Genomic DNA, 20,432 nt, shown 5'->3' with positions numbered 1-20,432 from the left:
TTCAACTCCCCTCTTCTCCCCTTCACGCCTCACTTCCCTCCCCCTACCGTCTCCTTCAAGCTGGCGCACTGACTGGCAAATTCTTTGGAGGTCTAATCTCATTGGGACAGGTACGACCCTGCTCAAAATCAGTCAGGTTGGCGATCGTGGTGCGGGCAATATCTTCCAGGGCGTTGCGGGTGAAAAACCCCTGATGAGCGGTGATGACCACATTTGAAAAAGACTGGAGGAGTTGAAAGTCATCATCCTGAATGATCGTATCTGACAAGTCCTCAAAGAAGAGGCTATCTTCCTGCTCGTAAACGTCTATTCCGAGATAGCCAATTTTTCCAGATTTAATTCCCTGAATCACAGCTTTCGTGTCAATCAAACCACCCCGACTGGTGTTGATCAACATTACTCCTGGTTTCATATGGTCGATCGCCTCAGCGTTGATAATATAGTGCGTCTCTGGAAACAGAGGCAGATGCAGGGAAATAATATCTGCGTTTTCCAGCAACTCTGAGAGTTGCACGTAGCGAGCGGCTCCAATTGCCTCAAATTTAGGATTGGGATAGGGATCATAACCAAACAATTGGCAACCAAACCCATGCATAATCTGGGCAAAAATTAGCCCGATTTTGCCCGTGCCTACTACTCCAACAGTACGACCGTGCAGGTCAAACCCCAACAATCCATCTAGGGAAAAGTTGTCGTCCCGCACCCGGTTATAAGCCCGGTATAGCTTGCGGTTCAACATCATAATCAAACCCACGGCATGTTCTGCTACGGAGAACGGTGAATAAGTCGTGACTCGTGCAACCTGGATACCCAGTTGGGCAGCGGCTTCCAGATCAACATTATTGAACCCGGTGCTACGCAGGACAACAAAACGAATGCCCTGACCGGCAAGCAGTTCTAGGGTTCCGGCTCCGACATCGTCATTCACAAACCCGCAAACACCAGAAAATCCCGCCGCCAGGGGTACGGTCTTCGGTTCAAGACGGGCATCAAAGTAAACGAATTCGTGAACACTACCCGCTGAAACATTGGCGGCATTGAGGAACTCGCGATCGTAGGATTTGGTGCTAAAAACGGCAACTTTCATGGTTGGATTCACTGAAATAGGATTAAAGCCTATCCGCAAACTTCCTGGGGCTGGGCTTTGGCAGTTAAGGCTGTTTGGATAGGCTTTTAGGGCGTTGAGAATTTCGATCTTGAATGGGGGAACGCTGTAGCCATAGAAACCATTTGTCGTAAGCGCAGAGCCATGAAAATTCTGGAAAATACCCACACTCGCCTGACTCTGAAACAATATCCCTGGCGAAGCTGGATAGCGGGGGGAAGCTTGACGATTGCTGGGATAGGGTTATTTCTATTTGCAACTATTTTTTCCACGGCTTCAATCCGGCTATTGTGCGATCGCTCCCTCTCAAACCAGGTCAGTTGTGATCTGCGACGCTATAGTCTGTTGGGCATCAGTGAAAAGGTAAAAATCACAAACCTCCAGGGAGTAGACATAATTGAAAAGAGAGGCAGTAAGGGAGGAAGAACCTATCAGGTCGTCCTGCAAACCGCTTCTGGCATCGTACCGTTGCTAAAGCAGAATACGGGCGGCTATCAGAATCATTATCAAGTTGCGTCTCAAATTCAAAACTTTATCACTTCCGGTCAGCGATCGCTATCTACCCAACAAAATGTTGGGCTAGAACAATTTCTTTTTACCCTGTTCAGTCTAGCCTTTGCAGGAACGGGACTCTTTTTTATCACCACTCCAATCGCAACCTGCACCTTTTATAAAGGCATCTTGAGCAAGGTGATTATTGAACTCAATGGACTGAGAGGAAATACCAAAATCGAGCGATCGACCCATGAAATCCACAACATAGACATCAAGGAGCGTCGAGAGCGTTGGGGCAAAAAAAGTTGCCGCGCATTTCTAGTCTTGAACGATCAAGAACGGCTGCCCATCCATTCTGAGTTCACAAATCAGCACACCATTGAAAATGTTGTTTATAGCATTCATCAGTTTTTGGGAAATAAAAACTGACGACAAGTTCCAAATCGGCAACTGCGGAACTACCTGAAACTAAAGGCTTGCAGCAGTTTTAGCCTGTATCATGAGGGATGCTTTCCATAGCTTGCTTCCCGCAGGGTGTGCTAAAGCATACATATAGGCAGCAATACCCTCTTAACCCAGAATTGCACCCAGAATTGCTATGTTAGCCCCGCCTTAGCCATCGGGATCAGCCGTATGGTTTTCCTACGCCAAAACAAACTGCATCAGCGAGTCCACAATCATTACGTATTCATCGTTTCTGATCGTGCTAGTTTCTAGCCATTCATTTACCACATCTAGCAGACCCCTGACTGCCAGGTCACGCTGAATCAGTCCCATAACAGCATTCCAGGCATATTCAGCGTTTGGGAAGTAACCAATCCCTACTTCTCCTGCATCATGGGACCAGATGCCAACCCATCCCAGGCTCTCTTCAACTAATTCAACCTGTTGCCCAAGGTAGTAGTTTGTCATAGTCGTATACCTAGTTCTAAATATCAACAGAGAGAAGTTAAAGAAGGGTGCGTTCCCTGCAAAGGTACGAAACCAATTCTTTATCGGTTGCATCAAGCATAGGGAATCGTTGCCTGAAGCGCCTCTGTTGAAGGAGGAATTGATGAACGGTTTGTTCTCTATCTGTAGGTGAATGCTTTCTGTAGAGTATGGGTGGCAGGAGGTCGTTTCCTCAAAAGGAAAATTTGACGCAAACTTAAGGAAAGCAATTCCTGTTGGAAAGCTTTACTAAAAGTGATGTTACAAGAATCGATGCCTTATAGGGTTTCCTTTCTGGGTGAGGTACATCTCATCTGTTTGACTCAAGGGCTTTACGGCTATCCATGTACCTCACTGGATTCAAAAACGCTATATACCAATTTCATTTGAGAATGAGCAGGATTAGCCCTTGTAAGGCAGGGGGTTTAAGCCCCTTGTTCCAGTGCAGCCTCATCAAGAATTGGTCTTACGCCACCGCGACCCGATCCTCAATTTGATTTCACCCACCTACTGAGCCTGTTCCCTCTAACCGGTCCCGCTCTCGCAGTCATTAAAGATCCTATGAACAAAAAATTATTAGCTAACTTGAAACAGTGCTGTCGGGATGAAGCTGCCTTTGAACAGCTTCAGCAAATTTTGAATGCTGAGTTGGGGCATGATATAGAATCCTTAAAGGAACAAGTGGCGCGATCGCAAAAAGCCACCGATCGGGAAAGCAGCATCATTCGTGTCATCGGTAAATTGGGGCAGTCCATCATTGGCCGCATTGAGCAATCCCTTAACTTTGACGATACCCTTTACGCCACGCTGGATGAAGTTCGGCACTTTCTGGAAGCCGATCGCGTCGTCGTCTACCGCTTTCAGCCTGACTGGAGTGGCGAGTTTATCAGCGAATCAGTAGGGGATGGCTGGTTGCCCCTGCTGGAAGATCAACATCGACAGCCCAGTCTGATGAGAAACATCAGTGAATGCAATCTGAAAACCTACGCGGTGAAAAAGGGCGATTTTATCGACTCCTACGTGCGAGAAACGGAGGGAGCGGTGCTGAAAAAACGGAGTAGCTTTATTGCTGATGACATTTACGATGCTGGCTTTACCAATTGCTACATTGAAGCCCTAGAACAATATCAGGCAAGGGCTTATGCGATCGTGCCTATTTATCTGGCAAAAAAGCTCTGGGGGTTGTTAGCGGCTTACCAGAATTCGGGACCTCGTCAATGGCAAGCGTCGGAAGTTAGTTTGCTGATCCAGATTGGGCGGCAACTGGGCGGTGCCCTACAACTGGCTGATTCTATTTACGAAGCTCAACTTCAAGCAGAGCGCAGGCAGCTAATTGCCAATATTGCCGATCGCATCCGCGAACCCCTGGATATTGAAGCCATCCTCGAAACCACTACCCAGGAGACTCGTCAACTGCTACAAGCAGACCGGGTAGCCGTTTATCGTTTTACATCAGACTGGTATGGTGAATTCATTGCCGAGTCGATCCGTGAAGGGTGGGTCAGGTTGGTCGGACCTGATATTCACAAAGTCTGGGAAGACACCTATTTGCAAGAAACCCAGGGAGGTCGCTATCGCAACCATGAAAGTCTGGCTGTTAATGATGTCTATACCGCTGGACTGGCAGATTGCCACGTTGACCTGTTAGAACAATTCCAGGCAAAAGCCTTTGCGATCGCTCCAATCTTTATGGGGACTCAGCTTTGGGGATTGCTGGCAGCCTATCAAAACGAAGGCTCCCGCTCCTGGCAACCTGAAGAAGTGAATTTACTGATGCAAATTGGAGTGCAACTGGGCATTGCGTTGCAACAGGCAGAACTAGTTGCCAATCTGCGCTGGGAAATTATCGAGCGGCAACAGGCAGAAAAGCAGGTAAAGCAACTGAACCTGGATTTACAGAAGCGTAACACCGAACTCAGCGCGATCAATCAAGAACTAGAATCCTTTGCCTATTCGGTTTCCCATGACCTGCGGGCACCTCTCCGCAGCATTGACGGGTTTAGTCAGGCATTGCTGGAAGACTATTTTGAGCAAATCGATGCTACCGGACAGGACTATTTGAACCGAATTCGAGCAGCAACTCAGCGGATGGGGCAGCTAATTGACGATCTGCTTGCCCTGTCACGGGTAACCCGCAGTGACCTGCGACAGGAACCAGTTAGCCTGAGCGAGATTGCTCTAGCAATTACCTCTGACCTGAAACAGTCTGCCCCTGATCGGAATGTCGAATTCATCATTCAGGACGGCATGACCGTATCCGGTGACTCTCGCCTGTTGCGGGTAATGCTGGTGAATCTGTTTGAAAACGCCTGGAAGTTCACCTCCAAACATTCTTGTGCCCGCATCGAATTCGGGGTTGCCAATGATACTGGTAAAAAAATATACTTCGTTAAGGATGATGGAACAGGCTTTGACATGGCTTATGCCCACAAGCTGTTTGGCGCGTTCCAGCGACTCCACTCCATGAGTGACTTTCCTGGCAACGGCATTGGCTTGGCGACGATTCAGCGCGTCATCCATCGTCATGGTGGGCGAGTATGGGCAGAAGGGGCGATCGAGGAGGGTGCTACTTTTTACTTTACGTTATGGGGGTAGAGGGGGTGTGAGGTGTGAGGTGCTAGGTGTGAGGGGTAAGGAGTGAGGTGTCAGAAATCTAACACTTAATCACTAATTCCTTGTTACCGGGTACATTCTGATGACTCCTTCAACAAGAAGTTATTTTGGTTCAATGCTGGGGACAACGATGATTAATGGGCGATCGATTCTTTTGGTAGAAGATAATCCGGATGATGAGGCTTTGGCAATTCGGGCGCTACAGCGCAGTCGGATTACTAATGAGATTGTGGTTGCCCACGATGGCGTAGAAGCACTGGATTATCTATTTGGTCAGGGAACTTATGCTGGACGGGATATCAGCATTCAGCCAGCGGTGATTCTGCTGGATCTAAAGCTGCCCAGGGTGGATGGGATTGAGGTGCTGCGCCAACTGCGATCGCACGAAAGCACCAGGCTTTTGCCAGTCGTTGTTCTAACCACCTCCGAAGAAGAGCAGGACTTGCTCGACAGCTACAGCCTGGGATGCAATAGCTATATTCGTAAACCAGTGGATTTTATTCAATTTTCCCAGGCTGTACAGCAGTTAGGCATGTACTGGCTATTGCTGAATGAGCCACCCCCCAATCGGGGTTAAAAATTCACAAACCCCTTGCATAACTTGAGTGTTTGCAGCGGTAGATCTGGGTAGGGCGAGGGATTTACCTTGCTGCCCTAATATTTGAACTAACGGATATAAGAGCATTAAGTCTATGAGCAGGAGATCCCAGACGATTGCAAGCGGAATGTTGGGTGCTGTGTTTCTCACTCATCTGGTTGCTGCTAATGCCCAGATGCCCTCTAATCCCCCCCAACGCTCTCAGAAACCAGCAGGCTCTCAAATTACTCAGATTGCGGATCCAGCGACTCTCAATCTTGGTGAAGATAGCAAACCATTTTTTCCACCCGTGCTGGGGCGATCTGACAATCCCTTCCCATTCCGCGCCATTATTGGTAGAGATGACCGGGTGCCAATGGTCAATCGTAGTTTTCCCTGGTCTGCGATCGGCAGAATCGAAGGGGTTGCAGCCGATGGCAAGCGCTACAGTTGCACAGGCACCCTGATTGCCAAAAGTATCGTTCTGACCAATGCTCACTGCGTCATCAACCCTAACACTCACAAAGTTAGCCGAGCCATTCAGTTTAAGCCCAACCTGATTAACGGAGCCTTACAGGACGATATCGATGTGGGCAATGTGGAAGCTTATTACTATGGCACAGACTTTAAGGAACACAGCGCCACAGTAGATGTCAATGATTGGGCAGTTCTCAAGCTAGACAAGCCTCTAGGTGAAAAATATGGTTTTCTGGGCTGGAAAGCTCCTTCAGCCTCTGAATTTCCCAAGTTTTCCAACAAGCTGTCGCTGGTCGGTTACTCTGCCGACTTTCCCAGCACCCCCAAAGTCTACGGCGGCTTAGAACTAACCGCGGGTCCGGGGCTGACGGCAGGTGTCCATCGCGGATGCAGTGTGATGGGCGAAAAAGACGGGTTACTCCTGCATGACTGTGATACGAAGGGTGGAGCTTCGGGTGGACCCATCCTGGCGAAAGTGGACGATGAATATTATGTGGTAGCCCTCCATGCCGGTTGGAAAAAGGTCGATGGCAATGTCATCAACTATGCAGTCAGAATTTCTCAAATTCAGGACTGGCTAAACCGCTCAGCTCAGAAAGTCCGTTGAGCAGACGGCAGTGACACCCATCCACTCATCCTCACGTCGTTGTGGTTTACTCGCAGACGGATTTTGTTCGCGTAATCGCGGATTTAACCGCCAGACCCTTTGCTTCACTCTTCTCCACATCTTGTACTCACTGCCCCGCTCTTGAACCTTTTTGGCATCCAGTCCGTCTATTGATCAGGATCCCCCATGAGGAAGATGAATGCTGGCTTACCAGGTTGTCCTGTCTAATCTTGTGAGAAACCCGGTTCAACCTTTAGAACGGCTGGAACGGTGTAGAACGATTGAAAAATTTGATGCGATCGCCGTCAAAAACCTGGCAATGGTACTAGGTACTCCTAAGGAGCCATTTCAGGCTTTACAGGGAATTGACCTAAGCGTGCCCCAGGGAGCGATTCAGCTTTTGATGGGACCCTCTGGATCTGGTAAAACAACATTACTGTCTATTCTGGCTGGGCTGCTGACTCCCACGCAAGGGAGTGTACATCTGCTGGGTCAGGAAATCACCTCCCTGTCTAAAGCCGAGTTAGCCCGGTTTCGGCTGCAAAATATTGGGTTTGTTTTTCAAGATTTCAACCTGTTTTCAGCCTTGACGGCTCGGGAAAATGTTGAAGTTGCCTTGAATGTGAAAGGGATTCGCAAAACCAAAGCCCGTGAACAAGCCCAGTCGCTTCTAGAACAGGTGGGACTGGCAGATAAAGCCAACCAATTGCCTCGGAATCTCTCTGGTGGGCAAAAACAGCGGGTGGCGATCGCCCGCGCCCTGGCAAGCGACCCCAAGCTAATCCTAGCAGACGAACCCACGGCTGCCCTGGACTCTCACAATGGACATGCGGTGATTGAAATGCTGCGCCAACTGGCAAAGGAACAGGGACGCACCGTGTTTATAGTCACCCACGATCCTCGAATTATTGACGTAGCCGACCAAATTGCTTATCTCGAAGATGGCAAACTCAGGAGTCGCTAATCCACAGAACCCTTCTCCAGAGAGATTGCCCCAATCCTGGAAAAGTGTGCTAAATTCTTGAAAACAACTTGAGCCAGTCAGCTTAATCTTCTTCTTACTAAGAACGCATGAGGCTTATGTAAGAGGTAGAGCGGAGGAACCAAACTTTGGGGCGAATCTGGAAAAAGGCTAAGGACTTAAGGTAAAGGCTAAAAACTTAGGGTTTTTTATCCTTCATCTTTTATCTCGTCTCCTTTCCGAAGGGCATCTCTCAGCCCTAGCCCGTCAGCTAACTCCGTCAGCATTGAGAGAGGACTGAAGAGTCAGCAGCATTTCACAATCGGTAATGCTTCAGACTCGTCAGTGTCTCTAGCCAGGACTGCTCAATTTACCTGCACCGGACACTGAGGAACTGAAGATGATTTTTCAGATGAATCTAGCTGCGGTTTTTGCCGCAGTTGCTCAGTCTAGCTGGAAGCGCTCAAAAACGCTGGTACTTCGGGATACGGTGATTCTACCAGCACTAGGATTTTTGGGTTTAATTTTGCTCTGGTGGGCGATCGCTCTGCTTCGGCATGAACTAATGCCAACTCCAGCAGAAGCACTGGTGAATAACCTGGACTTTATTCTGAACCCTTTTTACCAGAGGGGTCCCGGAGATTTGGGAATTGGCTGGCTGTTGATTGCCAGTTTACGACGGGTATTAATTGGCTTTTTGCTGGGGGCAGTGGTTGCCATTCCAGTTGGATTTTTAATTGGCATGTCCAGACCAATGATGCTGGCGTTAAATCCTCTGATTCAGATTCTTAAACCCGTATCCCCACTGGCATGGCTACCGATCGCCCTCGCCATTTTCAACCTGGCAGATCCCTCGGCAATTTTTGTGATTTTCGTGACATCGCTGTGGCCCACGATTATCAATACAGCTTTGGGGGTTTCTAGTGTTTCCCAGGATTTTCTGGATGTGGCACGTGTACTGGAAATGCCCAAATGGCGGCAGATCTATAAAATCATCCTGCCTGCCAGCCTACCCTACATTTTTACTGGATTACGGATCAGTTTAGGAATTGCTTGGCTGGTGATTGTGGCGGTGGAAATGTTAACGGGGGGAATTGGCATCGGCTTTTTTGTCTGGGATGAATGGAGCCGTCTCAACCTCAGTTCCGTTTTTCTAGCAGTACTGGTCATCGGTGTGACTGGGCTATTGCTTGACTTTGCGATCGCCCAATTGCAGATCCTGGTGACTCATCGCCGCCCTACTGCTGCAACCAATTACGAAGCTGAAAGTTGAGAGTTGAAAGTTGAGAGTTGCTGCCCACTGAAGGCTGATTCCCAGCTAACAACTAACAGCCAACAACCAACAACCAACCAGTCCGATTCAACAATTCCCATTAACTGAAGCCGTTATGACCAGACAAATTTGGACACGACGAGAGTTTCTGCTTGGCTTGGGTGCTGCCACCACCGTTGGCACATTATCCGCTTGCCAGATCAATGCAGACCGCTCTGCCAGAGGACTGACTGAAGCAGCTCTAGCAGTGGAACCAGTGGTGAAACCCGCAGAACTGGAAAAGCCTGATATTACCGTAGGGTATGTGCCCGTCAATGACTGTGCGCCGTTTGCGATCGCCTGGAAAAAGGGTTTCTTTCGCAAGTATGGGTTAAATGTGAGTCTGAGCCGGGAAGCCAGTTGGGCAACGTCGCGGGATGGCATCATTTTTGGTCGTCTGGATGCCTCTCCAGTGGTTTCTGGAGCGGTGATGAATGCTCGCACAGGGGCTGAAGGTGCCCGCCACGCTCCCCTCTGTGCTGGGATGACCATCCACCGTCATGGAAACGCCATGACTATGAATCGAGCGATGTGGGATGCGGGACTGCGTCCCTGGCACGAGTACAATGGCAATCTGGAGGAATTTGGCAGCCAGTTCCGCAACTTTTTTGACCGGCAGCCTCCAGAAAATCGCGTGTGGGCAGTGGTACTGAGTTCAGCAATTTACGAATACTTTATTCGCTACATCGCCGCTGCCGCAGGCGTTGAACCAGATAAGGAATTTCGCATCATCATTGTGCCGCCGCCGCAAATGGTGACGAATGTGAGAATTGGAGCGATGCAGGGCTATATGGTCGCAGAACCGTGGAATACCCGCGCTATCACTGGAAATGCTGGGGTCGGTTTCACCTTTGCCCAGGGAAAAGAAGTGTGGTCAGGGCACCCCGATCGCCTGCTGGGGGTCATGGAGAGCTTCATCGAGCAGTACCCGAAAACCTACCGCTCCTTACTGAAGGCAATGATCGAAGCCTGCCAGTATTGCAGCAAACCGGAAAATCGGACAGAAGTTGCAGAACTGATTACTGAGCGCTCTTTTACAGGTGCAAAACCCCCAAAAGGACCGATTGATAAATTTACCCGTCCAGCCATTCTGGGTGAATACAACTACGGTGGTTTTGATGGCAAAGATCGGATCCGGCAGGCGGACGACACCACCATTTTTTATGACCTTCCCAGCAATCTTGCCAAAGTAGCGGGTGATCACTCCACCTTCCTCTGGCGATCGCACGGCATCTGGCTCATGACTCAGGCTGCTCGTTGGGGGCAAATCGAGGAAATTCCTGCTAATGCTGAAGAATTATCCGCACAAGGTTGGAGAACCGACATCTATCGGGAAGTCGCCGCAGATCTGGGGATCGAATGCCCAAAAGATGATTACAAAGTTGAATCTCCAGACGTATTTATCGATAACAAAGGATTCGATCCCAGCGATCCAGTAGGTTACCTGAACAGCTTTGAAATCCGAGCAAATCGTCCAAACCAGATATATGTCAGTTAACTATGACATTGAGGGAAGAGGAGTTGAGAGTTGAAAGTTGAGAGTTCTGAATTAAAGAATATTTACTTCTTCAGTTTTTTATTCCTAACTCTTAACTCTTAATTCTTAATTCTTAATTCTTAATTCTTAACTGTCCCCCTGTCCCCCTGTCCTCTGTCCCCTGTCCTTCATCCCCCTAGTCCAAGGAGACATTATGGTTAAAGCAACCTTGCATTCCTCCAACACCAACTACAGCCAACCAGTGGAGACTAATTTTCTGGTCATTGACAACTTGACAAAATCCTATCCAACCCCGGATGGTGGAGCGTTTGTTGTATTAAGCGACATCAACCTGACGGTGCGTGAGGATGAGTTTGTTTCCCTGATTGGTCACTCAGGCTGTGGTAAATCAACCCTACTCAAAATGGTGGCAGGTTTAGAGCGGGCAACCTCTGGGCTGGTGACCTTAGAAGGGAAAGAAGTTCGCAAACCGGGGTGCGATCGCATGATGGTGTTTCAACATTACTCCCTACTGCCCTGGCTGACCGTGCGCGAGAATATCCGATTGGCAGTTGATGAAGTTCTTGAAGGTCTCTCTAGCGGTGAAAAGGTCAGCACTGTGAATGAACATTTGGCAATGGTGAACCTCACTGCCGCTGCGAACAAATATCCGGATGAAATTTCAGGTGGCATGAAACAGCGGGTTGGGATTGCCCGGGCCCTGGCAATTCGTCCCAAAATGCTGCTGATGGATGAACCCTTTGGCGCACTGGATGCCCTGACACGGGGCAAATTACAAAAGCAGGTACTCGACATCTGGGAAAACCACCGGCAGGCGGTGATGATGGTGACCCATGATGTAGACGAAGCGATCTACATGTCTGACCGGATTGTGATGATGACCAACGGTCCCGCTGCCCAAGTTGGCGAAATTCTGGAAGTGCCCTTTCCCCATCCCCGCGATCGCCAGCAAATTCGCGAGTCTTCCGAGTACTTTGAACTGCGCAACCATGCCCTGAACTTTTTAGATCGTTATTTTGAATTGGATGGATAAGGGACTGAAGGGGCGGCTTTGATAATCTTTTGTAACAAAACCTTTACAACTTCTCAGCTACGTCCCCCCTTTCCTCTATGATCTGACGATAAATCAAGTGCTTCGGTTCTACATAGTTTTTAATAAAACGAGTGGTGGTCCCGAATCGTTTTAACCTGAATATTGAACTGGTTGACCCTGCGCCGTTCATCCTTCGGGTTCCTAAGCCATCTTCTGGAAAGGAGAAGGCACTAATCAAGGTTGCCAGGTGACACTCTGGTCATATTTAACACGGTCACAAACTGTATAAGGGAGCTTTTGAAATCCAATGACTGTTAGAGCAAGTGGTGGAAGCTCAGTTGCGCGCCCAAACCTTTATCAAACCCTACCAGTATCGACTATTTCCCAGGCTGAGCAGCAAGACCGCTTCCTGGCGAAAGGTGAGCTGGATGAATTATTGAGTTATTTTGGCTCCGGCGCAAAGCGCTTAGCGATTGCAGAAATACTTACGAGAAATTCCGATCTAATTGTGTCCCGGGCAGCCAACCGTATCTTTGTAGGTGGCTCTCCTATGTCCTATCTGGAGAAGCCGCCAGTCGAAGAGCCAGCTAAGTCGCTTGCTGGTGTAGCTTTAGACGCACGGGAAGCATCAAGACTGGGAACGGCTACCTTTGTCGGTTCAGGAAGCGGTCCTGCACCTAGCGGTGTTTTAGGAGGACTGCGATCACTCTTCACGACTTCCAGTGGAGTGGTGATTCCCCCCAACTTCCGTCCCATCAACGTGTCTCGCTATGGTCCGAGCAACATGGCGAAGTCCTTGCGGGACTTAAGCTGGTTTTTACGGTATGCCACCTACGCGATCGTTTCCGGTGACCCCAACATTCTGGCGGTTAATGTTCGGGGACTGCGGGAAATTATCGAACGGGCATGTTCCGGTGAAGCTACTCTGGTTGCCCTCCAAGAAATGAAGGCGGCGGCTCTCAGCTATGTTCAGGGAGACGCGGAATCAGGGGCGATCGTTGGGCAATACTTTGATGTCATTCTCACTGAGTTCAAAGCCCAAACGCCTTCTGATAAAGTTCGTCAACGCCCCTCCTCCGATTTGCAAGGGCTGCAACTGCCGCAGATCTATCACCTCGCTTCCGAGCGTCGTCCTAAATATGTGATGAAGCCCGGTCTTTCTCCCTTAGAAAAGAACGAGGTTGTTAAAGCAGCTTACCGGCAGGTGTTTGAACGGGATATCACCCGCGCCTACTCTCTGAGTCTGTCTGACTTGGAATCGAAGGTGAAGAATTCGGATATCTCCATCAAGGAGTTCATCCGCCGTCTGGCAAAATCGCCCCTTTATCGGAAGAACTTCTTTGAACCCTATATCAATAGCCGCGCTCTAGAACTCGCCTTCCGGCATATCCTGGGGCGGGGTCCCAGCAGCCGGGAAGAAGTACAGAAGTACTTTAGTATTGTCTCCAGCGGTGGTCTGGCTGCTCTAGTGGATGCGCTGATTGACTCCAAAGAGTACGCAGACTATTTCGGTGAGGAAACAGTGCCTTACCTGCGTGGCTTAGGTCAGGAAGCTCAGGAATGCCGTAATTGGGGACCGCAGCAAGACCTGTTTAATTACAGTGCGCCTTTCCGCAAAATCCCTCAATTCCTGGTTACCTTTGCTTCCTACGATCGCCCCCTGCCTGACCAGCATGTGTATGGTTCTGGCAACGATTCCCTGGAAATTCAGTTTGGGGCAATTTTCCCCAAAGAAACGCGCAATCCCAGTGCTAGTCCTGCGCCCTTTGGCAAAGACACCCGCCGGATTCTGATCGCCCGCGGTCCAGGCATTAATAACCAGACGGGAAATCCGGCTGCTAGAGGGATTGCTCCCGGTAGCCTTGGTCCCAAAGTGTTTAAGCTTGACCAGATTCCTAGCTTTGCGGGAATTACTCGTCGGGGGCTATTCGGTGAATCGGTGAAGGGCACTGCCAGTACCAAGGGTACCAGCGTTAAGTTCTCTGAAAGCTCCACTCAAGCGGTGATTCGGGCTGCATACCTGCAAGTGTTTGGGCGCGAAGTCTATGAAGGTCAGCGTCAGAGCGTTGCCGAAATCAAGCTGGAGAATGGCGATATTACAGTCCGGGAATTTATCCGGACGCTGGCGAAGTCCAACGTCTTCCGCAGCCTATATTGGACACCGCTCTATGTCATGAAGGCGGTCGAATATATCCACCGTCGCCTCCTGGGTCGTCCAACCTATGGTCGTAAGGAGACTAATAAGTACTTCGATATCTGTGCCAAGCAAGGCTTCTATGCCCTGATTGATGCAATTATCGACAGTGTTGAGTACTCTGAAGCGTTTGGTGAAGACACGGTTCCCTATGAGCGCTACCTCACACCCGCTGGAGTATCGTTGCGGAATATGCGGGTTGGCAGTGGGACTGAAAAAGCCGCGAAGGTTGAGCAACTGGGTACCCCTCGCTTTATTGAGTTGGGTCAAGTGACCGAGACTCGAACTGCCCCCGACGTTCAGTTCCGGATTGCCCAGGGTGTGACTAAGAAGCGTGAACAGACCAAAGTCTTCAAGCTGACTGGTCTGGTGGATAAGGCAACGGTTGAGATCGTCATCAATGCGGCTTACCGCCAAATCTTTGAGCGTGATGTTGCCCCCTACATTGTGAAAAATGAGTTTACGGTGCTGGAAACTCAACTGAGCAATGGGGACATAACCGTTAAGGAATTCATTGAAGCGCTGGGTACTTCCAGCCTTTACACCAAAGAGTTCTATACTCCCTTCCCCAATACAAAAGTGATTGAGTTGGGGACAAAGCACTTCCTGGGGCGTGCTCCGTTAGACCAGGCTGAGATCCGCAAGTACAACCAGATTTTGGCAACTCAAGGTCTGCGTGGGTTCATTCAAGCATTGGTTAGCAGTGCTGAGTATGGTCAGGCATTTGGCGAAGATACCGTTCCTTATAACCGTTACCTGACGCTGCCTGCGGCAAACTATCCCAACACTCAGAAGCTTTATAACAAGCTGACCAAGCAGGACAGGGAATTGGTTGTGCCCAGCTTTCCCCCCGTGAAGTCCAATGGAGGGCTGACGGAATCATCCCTGTCGGCAGGGACCGCCAGCACTGGCTCGTCCTATGCTGACTTGGGACGCTCCTCTACCCCTCTAGCGCCACAACCTGTGGAAAGTGCTACCCAAAGACCTGCACGCATTTATCGCCTGCACCCTGGGATGCCTCAGTATGAAGCAGAGCAGGTTGTCAATGCGGTCTACTGTCAAATCATGGATCTGCCTGAAGGATCGGTCTCTGATGAATTCCGTCAGCGGGAACTGGAGGCATTGCTAGTCAACGGTACCCTCTCTGTGCGGGAGTTTGTTCGCTCAGTAGCCGGGTCGGAAGCTTACAGGCAGCGCTTCTGTGAGGTCTACCCCACCGCTAAGACGGTTGAATTTCTGTTACGTCACCTGCTGGGTCGCGTACCGGCAACTCAACCGGAAATCCTTCAGTACAACCGTCTGCTGACAGATAGTGGGCTGAAGGCAACCGTGGATGCCATTGTGAATAGTGCTGAGTACACTCTGTACTTTGGGGATGACACTGTTCCGTACAAACGAGTACCGATTCTCCCGGCAGGAAACTATCTGGGCAGCGTCAAGGTTGATAATGGCTTAGGTTAATTCCTTCGTCTTTCTTACTTGAAACTACTCATCTAAAGCTAACCCCCGTTTAGGTATTCAAAACGGGGGTTTTTATTTCCCAATCGGAGATTCTTCTTGCCCGTGGGCGATCGCGCTAGCAATGCAAGCTCTTAATGTTTCACCCAATATTTGAACATCAGGTTCAGCCAGCATTCCTAAATGGGTACCGGGCATCTCATGAACTGCCAATCCGCCCGCCGCAAAGCTAAGCCAATCCAGCTCAGGATTAATCTTTCCCTTCGCCTTAAAAAAGATAATGCGACCGGGGTAATTCCTTGGCACGTAAGCAGCGGCTAACTGCTCGTTTTGCATTCGGTACACAAAATCCTGAAGGGATTCAGGTAAAGATTGTCCGGTACCTTTAAGGAACTGAACTGCCAGCCTGTAATACGAATTTTTCAGCCACTCCATTAACCCTTCAGTTTGTCCCTCCATTATTTCCCAAAACTTTTGTAAAACGTAGCCCAATCCTACAGTGGCAAACTGATGCCAATGTTCCATCAACTTTTTGGAGATGGATTCGCGGTTAGCCCCATCGGGCAAATGAGTATCTAGCAGCGCCAGTAGAACAACTTTTTGTCCTTGAGCCGTTAATTGCTGAGCAATTTCAAATGCAATTAAGCCACCCACCGATATCCCAGATAGCAGGTAGGTCCCGGTTGGTTGAAGACGCTGAATTTGTTGGACATAATGAGCTGCCAAATCTTCAACTCGGGCAGATGCAAAATTCTCTCCGGCAATATGGGTTGACAAGCCATAGATCGGCTGTTGCGGGTCCAGGTACCGGGCAAACGGGCGACAAAACGTTAGACCTCCACCCAGTACGTGCAGGCAGAACAAGGGTGGTTGAAGACTTTCAGGCTGACCGGATTGAATCACTACTAGCGAGGGGCAGAAAGGCAACCCTTCCTCAAGACGGAGCCGATTTGCTAACTGCTCGATCGTGGGTGCCTGAAACAAGGTCACCAGCGGCAGATCGCGTTGAAACGTCTGTTCAATCTTTGCCCACAAACGCACTGCTAGTAAGGAATGCCCCCCCAGTTCAAAAAAGTTATCTGTCAGGCTAATCGGTGAAACTCCCAGAAATTCCTGCCAGATCTCGGTCAGTTGTCGTTCCACCTCATCGCAAGGGCGAACCCTGGTCAGGGAATCTAGATTCTGTTGACTATGGGCAGGGGGCGCAGGCAGGGCACGACGATCGAGTTTGCCGTTGGGAGTCAGGGGCAATGCATCCACGACAACGAATACAGAGGGCACCATATAAGCCGGTAGTTTTTGCTTCAGGAAATTCCGTACAGTGTCAATTAGAGCCTGTCCCGCTGCGTCAGAATCTTTCCTCTTCTCAAACTGTGCCGGAACCAGGTAAGCAACGAGCCGCTTCCTCCCCAGAGAGTCATCCTGTGCCAGAACCGCGGCTTCCCGAATTGTCGGGTAGTTTGCCAGGGTAACCTCGATTTCACCCACCTCAACTCGAAAGCCGCGGATCTTGACCTGATGGTCAATACGACCTAGAAACTCGATGTTGCCATCTGGCATGTAGCGTCCCAAATCGCCGGTTCGATACAGTCGTGCTCCAGGGTTGGTGCTGAAGCGATCGCTGACAAATTTGGTTTGGTTTAAGTCTGGGCGATGGTGATAGCCACGGGCAACTCCCGCACCACCGATATAGAGTTCTCCCACGTCCCCCGCCGGAATTGGGTTGCCACGGTCATCCAGCACATAAAATTGCTGGTTTGCCATTGGCTTGCCATAGGGAATGCTTTTCCATGTCGGATCGATCGCCCCAACCGGAAACAAAATGGACCAGATGGAAGCTTCGGTCGCTCCCCCCAGGCTAATGATTTCAACCGTTTCATCCCCCTGCTTAATCTCGCGGATCAGATCGGGTAGCGTAATTGGGATCCAATCACCGCTTAACAGGACTAGCCTTAAACAAGCAGGTAGGGTGCGATCGCAGTCTACCAAATGCCCTGCAAACATTTGCATCACTGGAGGCGCGGAGTTCCAGACGGTGATCTGATGCTGCGCCATCAGGTCAATCCAGCAGTTCAAGTCAGGGGCGATCGCAGGGGGGGGAATCACCACAGTACCACCCGCTGCCAGTAAGCCAAAGATGTCGTAAACCGAGAGGTCAAAGCTCAGAGAACAAACGGCTAAAACCCGATCTTGGAGACCTATTCGGAACCGATGATTCATATCCAGAATGGTATTGACAGCTCCCCGATGCTCAATCAACACGCCCTTCGGTTGTCCAGTGGAACCTGAGGTATAGATGATGTACGCCAGGTTCTCTGCCGTCACCAGACTGGTGGGATTGGCTCCACTCTCCTCTGCTACTTTTTGCCAACCCGTATCCAGGCAAATCACTGGAGTTGGCTGCTGAGACAACAGGGATAGCCATTTTTCCTGAGTCAGCACTACGGCTGGTTGGGCATCAACCAGAATTTGAGCTAGACGGTCAGGGGGATAGGTTGGATCCAGGGGCACGTAAGCCCCCCCGGCTTTGACAATTGCCAACAGCCCAATCACCATCTCCAGCGATCGCTCAATGCATACCCCCACCAATTCTTCTGGCTTAACCCCGATTGTCTGCAAATGATGAGCAAGCTGATTGGCACGGTGGTTTAACTCCCCGTAGGTGAGGTGGTTGCCATCAAATACAACCGCAATGGCATCGGCATCTCTGGCAACCTGTGCTTCAAACAGGTGATGCAGACACAGGTGTTTTGGATAATCAACCTCGGTTGCATTCCACCCCACAACAATCTGGTGCCGTTCTGCCTCCGTCAAACATGAAATGTCCTCCAATGGCTGCTCCGGACTGGCAACCATGTTTTCCAGTAGGATAGCGAGCCGATTGAGCAATTGAGTCAGCGTGGCTTGCTCAAACCGGCTGCGATCGCAGGTAATTTTCAAGCTTAACTCTGTGTCCAGTTGAGCGATTAATGTCAGCGGATAATTCGGCTGTTCGAACAACTGATAGTTGCGATGGGCCCAGTTTCCCCCCTGGGCTTGCAGCAAAGAATTTAGGGAGTAATTCTCAAACACAACCAGACTGTCAAACAAGGATGCACCCGAAGTGACCTCACTCCACTGCTGGATTTGAGCCAGAGGAGTCTGCTCATAGGGTCTAACTGCCATATGCTGGGCGCGAAGCTGTTTCAGCCACTGGGATAAAGGGATTTCAGGAGAGATCCGCACTCTTACCGGCAGGGTATTAATCAACAATCCCACCATTGACGCAGCCCCTTCTACAGGTGCGTGACGGCAGGCTCTTGTCGTACCAAAAACAATATCGCCGGTTTTGCAGTAATGGTTCAATAGGAGCGCCCATGCCCCCTGGACAAAGGTGTTGACCGTAATTCCATACTGCTGCGCTACCGACTGTAAAGCGCTGGTTAACGCCCCAGAAAGCTGAATTTGCTCTTCACTATGCCCAAAGACCGATAAATCTCTAGAAATCCTGTTACCAGGCAGTGGAGTTGGAACTTTGAAGCCCTTTAGCAACTGTCGCCAATAGGTTTCTGCAACTGAAAAGTCCTGCTGGTATAGCCAATCAATGTAGCCCCGGTAGGGATGGGGTGGTACCAAAGGCAAGTCCTGGCCCTGGCAAAACGCCTCATAAAAGGCAAACACTTCTTTAAGTAGCCGTGGCAGAGATCGCCCATCCACCAGAATATGGTGAAATGTCCAGACCAATTGATACTCATCGTTAGCCAACTGAAACAGCGCTAGCCGCATGAGCGGTGCCTGGGTCAAATCAAAACCATGCTGCCGATCTGAGGCTAGAAAGGCACTGAGGCGATCGCGTTGCCCTTGGGTAGACACCCCCCGCCAGTCATCCTGTTTCAAGGAAACCCGAACCTGTTGGTGAACTGTCTGCACGGGTTCGTTCAGCCCTTCCCAATGGCAACTGGTTCTTAACACGGAGTGCCGCTGGACAACTTGTTGCCACGCCTGTTCCAGTGCCGCCAGGTTGAGGCTTTCACGGAGGGTACAGACCAGTTGCTCAATGTCTACCCCAGGTTGTTCAGCATACAGGCTGTGAAATAACATCCCCTCTTGCATCGGTGAGAGCCGATAAGTCTCTACTCCCCCATCAACACCGCCAGATAAGGGCGATCGCTGCCCATCGACGCTCAAACCGTTTAGCGGATTTAGGTTAAACATTGCTAGTGTTCATATACAAATTGGTTAGGCAGAAGAAAGCCATATGCCCCTTTACAAGCTGAAATGCCAGAAAAGAGTTACGGTAACTGTCTCAAGATGAGCCACTGCTTTTAAGAAAATGAGTAAACTCTGAAACACTTTTACAGAGACGTGAATACACCCTTAAAAAAACTACCCCCAAAAATTCTTCCCAAATTACAGCAGGGAGTTATGGTTAGTGCCAATCTGATTTGAGCTGAAGCAGAATATAGCGTTTTTGACTCCAGTGAGGTACATGGATAGCCGTAGAACCCTTGAGTCAAACCGATGAGATACACCTCATCTAGAAAGAAAAGCTATAAACCCTTGCCAGTCCAAAAGCTGTAGTCCATTATAACAACTTAATAGCTATTTAACTTCATAGTTATTGAGGTTATATGAAAAGTCCTATGAATTACCCCATTACTGAAGCAGCACGGAGTGAAGGATTTCAAGGAATCCCCTCAACTGCTGCAATAATCAGGTTGTGCAAATTGCTGATAGCTATTTAGACGCAGGTTAAAGCCTATTCCAGTCGGATAGCTCTTCACCCTGAAAGCCTGCTCATTCCGTGGGTTTAACCGTAAAAGAAACGCTCTGCAAAAGTAGCCATTTAACTGTCTGTTTGATCTATTCTGGCTGCTTGATTCTGTTGGTTTAAAGCTTGGAAGAGCATGTCTCAAATCCCTTCCTGGCTAACAAATGTCTCTTAGAAAGTAGATGAAATAAAACTTTCCGAAGTATATCCGACAAATTTTTTTACTGATTATCTATCCACTTTCTTTAGAAAACCTTTAAGCAAAAGAGGCTTTTATATAAATTTATTGTTAAGTTCTTTACTTGAAGTGATTAAGCTTATGTATCAGGCGCTCGTACAGCAGTATTCATAGAATTTGGGCGACCAACAGCAGGTTTAAGCCCAGATTAAACCTCATCGAAGTTGAGAACTGAAAATTTTTC

The 20,432-nt window shown here is 49.5% G+C and carries 12 protein-coding genes and 1 riboswitch; of the genes, 9 read left to right on the top strand and 3 right to left on the bottom strand.

What is annotated here, in order from left to right:
- Nucleotides 1-55: 55 nt before the first annotated feature.
- Complete coding sequence (locus tag AC1S52_RS07345; protein WP_482028371.1) at nt 56-1,087, bottom strand: 2-hydroxyacid dehydrogenase; 1,032 nt, start codon at nt 1,085-1,087, stop codon at nt 56-58.
- Between the two features lie 162 nt (nt 1,088-1,249).
- Here AC1S52_RS07345 and AC1S52_RS07340 point away from each other — a divergent pair, with 162 nt between their 5' ends.
- Complete coding sequence (locus AC1S52_RS07340; RefSeq protein ID WP_482028370.1) at nt 1,250-2,029, top strand: hypothetical protein; 780 nt, start codon at nt 1,250-1,252, stop codon at nt 2,027-2,029.
- 213 nt (nt 2,030-2,242) lie between these two features.
- On the opposite strand, the gene AC1S52_RS07335 is transcribed toward AC1S52_RS07340, so the two are convergent.
- Complete coding sequence (locus AC1S52_RS07335) at nt 2,243-2,512, bottom strand: hypothetical protein (RefSeq protein WP_482028369.1); 270 nt, start codon at nt 2,510-2,512, stop codon at nt 2,243-2,245.
- A 579-nt stretch (nt 2,513-3,091) separates the two neighbouring features.
- Here AC1S52_RS07335 and AC1S52_RS07330 point away from each other — a divergent pair.
- The 8 genes from AC1S52_RS07330 (at nt 3,092) to AC1S52_RS07295 (ending at nt 15,263) form a co-directional block, all read left to right on the top strand.
- A complete protein-coding gene (locus AC1S52_RS07330; RefSeq protein WP_482028368.1) occupies nt 3,092-5,125 on the top strand; it encodes a GAF domain-containing protein in 2,034 nt (677 codons plus the stop codon).
- Between the two features lie 100 nt (nt 5,126-5,225).
- Complete coding sequence (locus AC1S52_RS07325) at nt 5,226-5,720, top strand: response regulator (RefSeq protein WP_482028367.1); 495 nt, start codon at nt 5,226-5,228, stop codon at nt 5,718-5,720.
- Between the two features lie 115 nt (nt 5,721-5,835).
- Entirely contained in the window at nt 5,836-6,804 is a 969-nt protein-coding gene (locus tag AC1S52_RS07320) for a trypsin-like serine peptidase (protein ID WP_482028366.1), read from the top strand.
- A gap of 199 nt (nt 6,805-7,003) precedes the next feature.
- A complete protein-coding gene (locus AC1S52_RS07315; protein WP_482028365.1) occupies nt 7,004-7,768 on the top strand; it encodes an ABC transporter ATP-binding protein in 765 nt (254 codons plus the stop codon).
- A gap of 101 nt (nt 7,769-7,869) precedes the next feature.
- A riboswitch (cyclic di-AMP (ydaO/yuaA leader) is annotated at nt 7,870-8,065 on the top strand.
- 100 nt (nt 8,066-8,165) lie between these two features.
- On the top strand, nt 8,166-9,038 hold the full coding sequence (gene ntrB / locus AC1S52_RS07310) for a nitrate ABC transporter permease (RefSeq protein ID WP_482028364.1): 873 nt from the start codon (nt 8,166-8,168) through the stop codon (nt 9,036-9,038).
- A 115-nt stretch (nt 9,039-9,153) separates the two neighbouring features.
- Complete coding sequence (locus AC1S52_RS07305) at nt 9,154-10,575, top strand: ABC transporter substrate-binding protein (protein ID WP_482028363.1); 1,422 nt, start codon at nt 9,154-9,156, stop codon at nt 10,573-10,575.
- A gap of 193 nt (nt 10,576-10,768) precedes the next feature.
- Nucleotides 10,769-11,608 (top strand): ABC transporter ATP-binding protein, encoded by an 840-nt coding sequence (locus tag AC1S52_RS07300; protein ID WP_482028362.1) that lies wholly within the window; start codon nt 10,769-10,771, stop codon nt 11,606-11,608.
- A gap of 307 nt (nt 11,609-11,915) precedes the next feature.
- The gene (locus AC1S52_RS07295; protein WP_482028361.1) at nt 11,916-15,263 is read left to right on the top strand and encodes a phycobilisome rod-core linker polypeptide; all 3,348 of its coding nucleotides are present in this window, start codon (nt 11,916-11,918) and stop codon (nt 15,261-15,263) included.
- A 72-nt stretch (nt 15,264-15,335) separates the two neighbouring features.
- Here the strand turns inward: AC1S52_RS07295 and AC1S52_RS07290 are convergent, their stop codons facing one another.
- Nucleotides 15,336-19,454, bottom strand: coding sequence for a non-ribosomal peptide synthetase (locus tag AC1S52_RS07290; protein WP_482028360.1), 4,119 nt, complete (start codon nt 19,452-19,454; stop codon nt 15,336-15,338).
- Nucleotides 19,455-20,432 lie beyond the last annotated feature (978 nt).

The organism is Kovacikia sp. CALU 1929 (genome assembly GCF_056784235.1).
Note: the sequence above shows the minus strand (reverse complement) of the source record. Positions and strands in the feature narration are given on the sequence as shown.

Bases quoted from the DNA above. Each gene is read 5' to 3' on its own strand.
- AC1S52_RS07345 (WP_482028371.1), bottom strand. From the start codon at position 1,087: ATGAAAGTTGCCGTTTTTAGCACCAAATCCTACGATCGCGAGTTCCTC.
- AC1S52_RS07340 (WP_482028370.1), top strand. From the start codon at position 1,250: ATGAAAATTCTGGAAAATACCCACACTCGCCTGACTCTGAAACAATAT.
- AC1S52_RS07335 (WP_482028369.1), bottom strand. From the start codon at position 2,512: ATGACAAACTACTACCTTGGGCAACAGGTTGAATTAGTTGAAGAGAGC.
- AC1S52_RS07330 (WP_482028368.1), top strand. From the start codon at position 3,092: ATGAACAAAAAATTATTAGCTAACTTGAAACAGTGCTGTCGGGATGAA.
- AC1S52_RS07325 (WP_482028367.1), top strand. From the start codon at position 5,226: ATGACTCCTTCAACAAGAAGTTATTTTGGTTCAATGCTGGGGACAACG.
- AC1S52_RS07320 (WP_482028366.1), top strand. From the start codon at position 5,836: ATGAGCAGGAGATCCCAGACGATTGCAAGCGGAATGTTGGGTGCTGTG.
- AC1S52_RS07315 (WP_482028365.1), top strand. From the start codon at position 7,004: ATGCTGGCTTACCAGGTTGTCCTGTCTAATCTTGTGAGAAACCCGGTT.
- ntrB (WP_482028364.1), top strand. From the start codon at position 8,166: ATGATTTTTCAGATGAATCTAGCTGCGGTTTTTGCCGCAGTTGCTCAG.
- AC1S52_RS07305 (WP_482028363.1), top strand. From the start codon at position 9,154: ATGACCAGACAAATTTGGACACGACGAGAGTTTCTGCTTGGCTTGGGT.
- AC1S52_RS07300 (WP_482028362.1), top strand. From the start codon at position 10,769: ATGGTTAAAGCAACCTTGCATTCCTCCAACACCAACTACAGCCAACCA.
- AC1S52_RS07295 (WP_482028361.1), top strand. From the start codon at position 11,916: ATGACTGTTAGAGCAAGTGGTGGAAGCTCAGTTGCGCGCCCAAACCTT.
- AC1S52_RS07290 (WP_482028360.1), bottom strand. From the start codon at position 19,454: ATGTTTAACCTAAATCCGCTAAACGGTTTGAGCGTCGATGGGCAGCGA.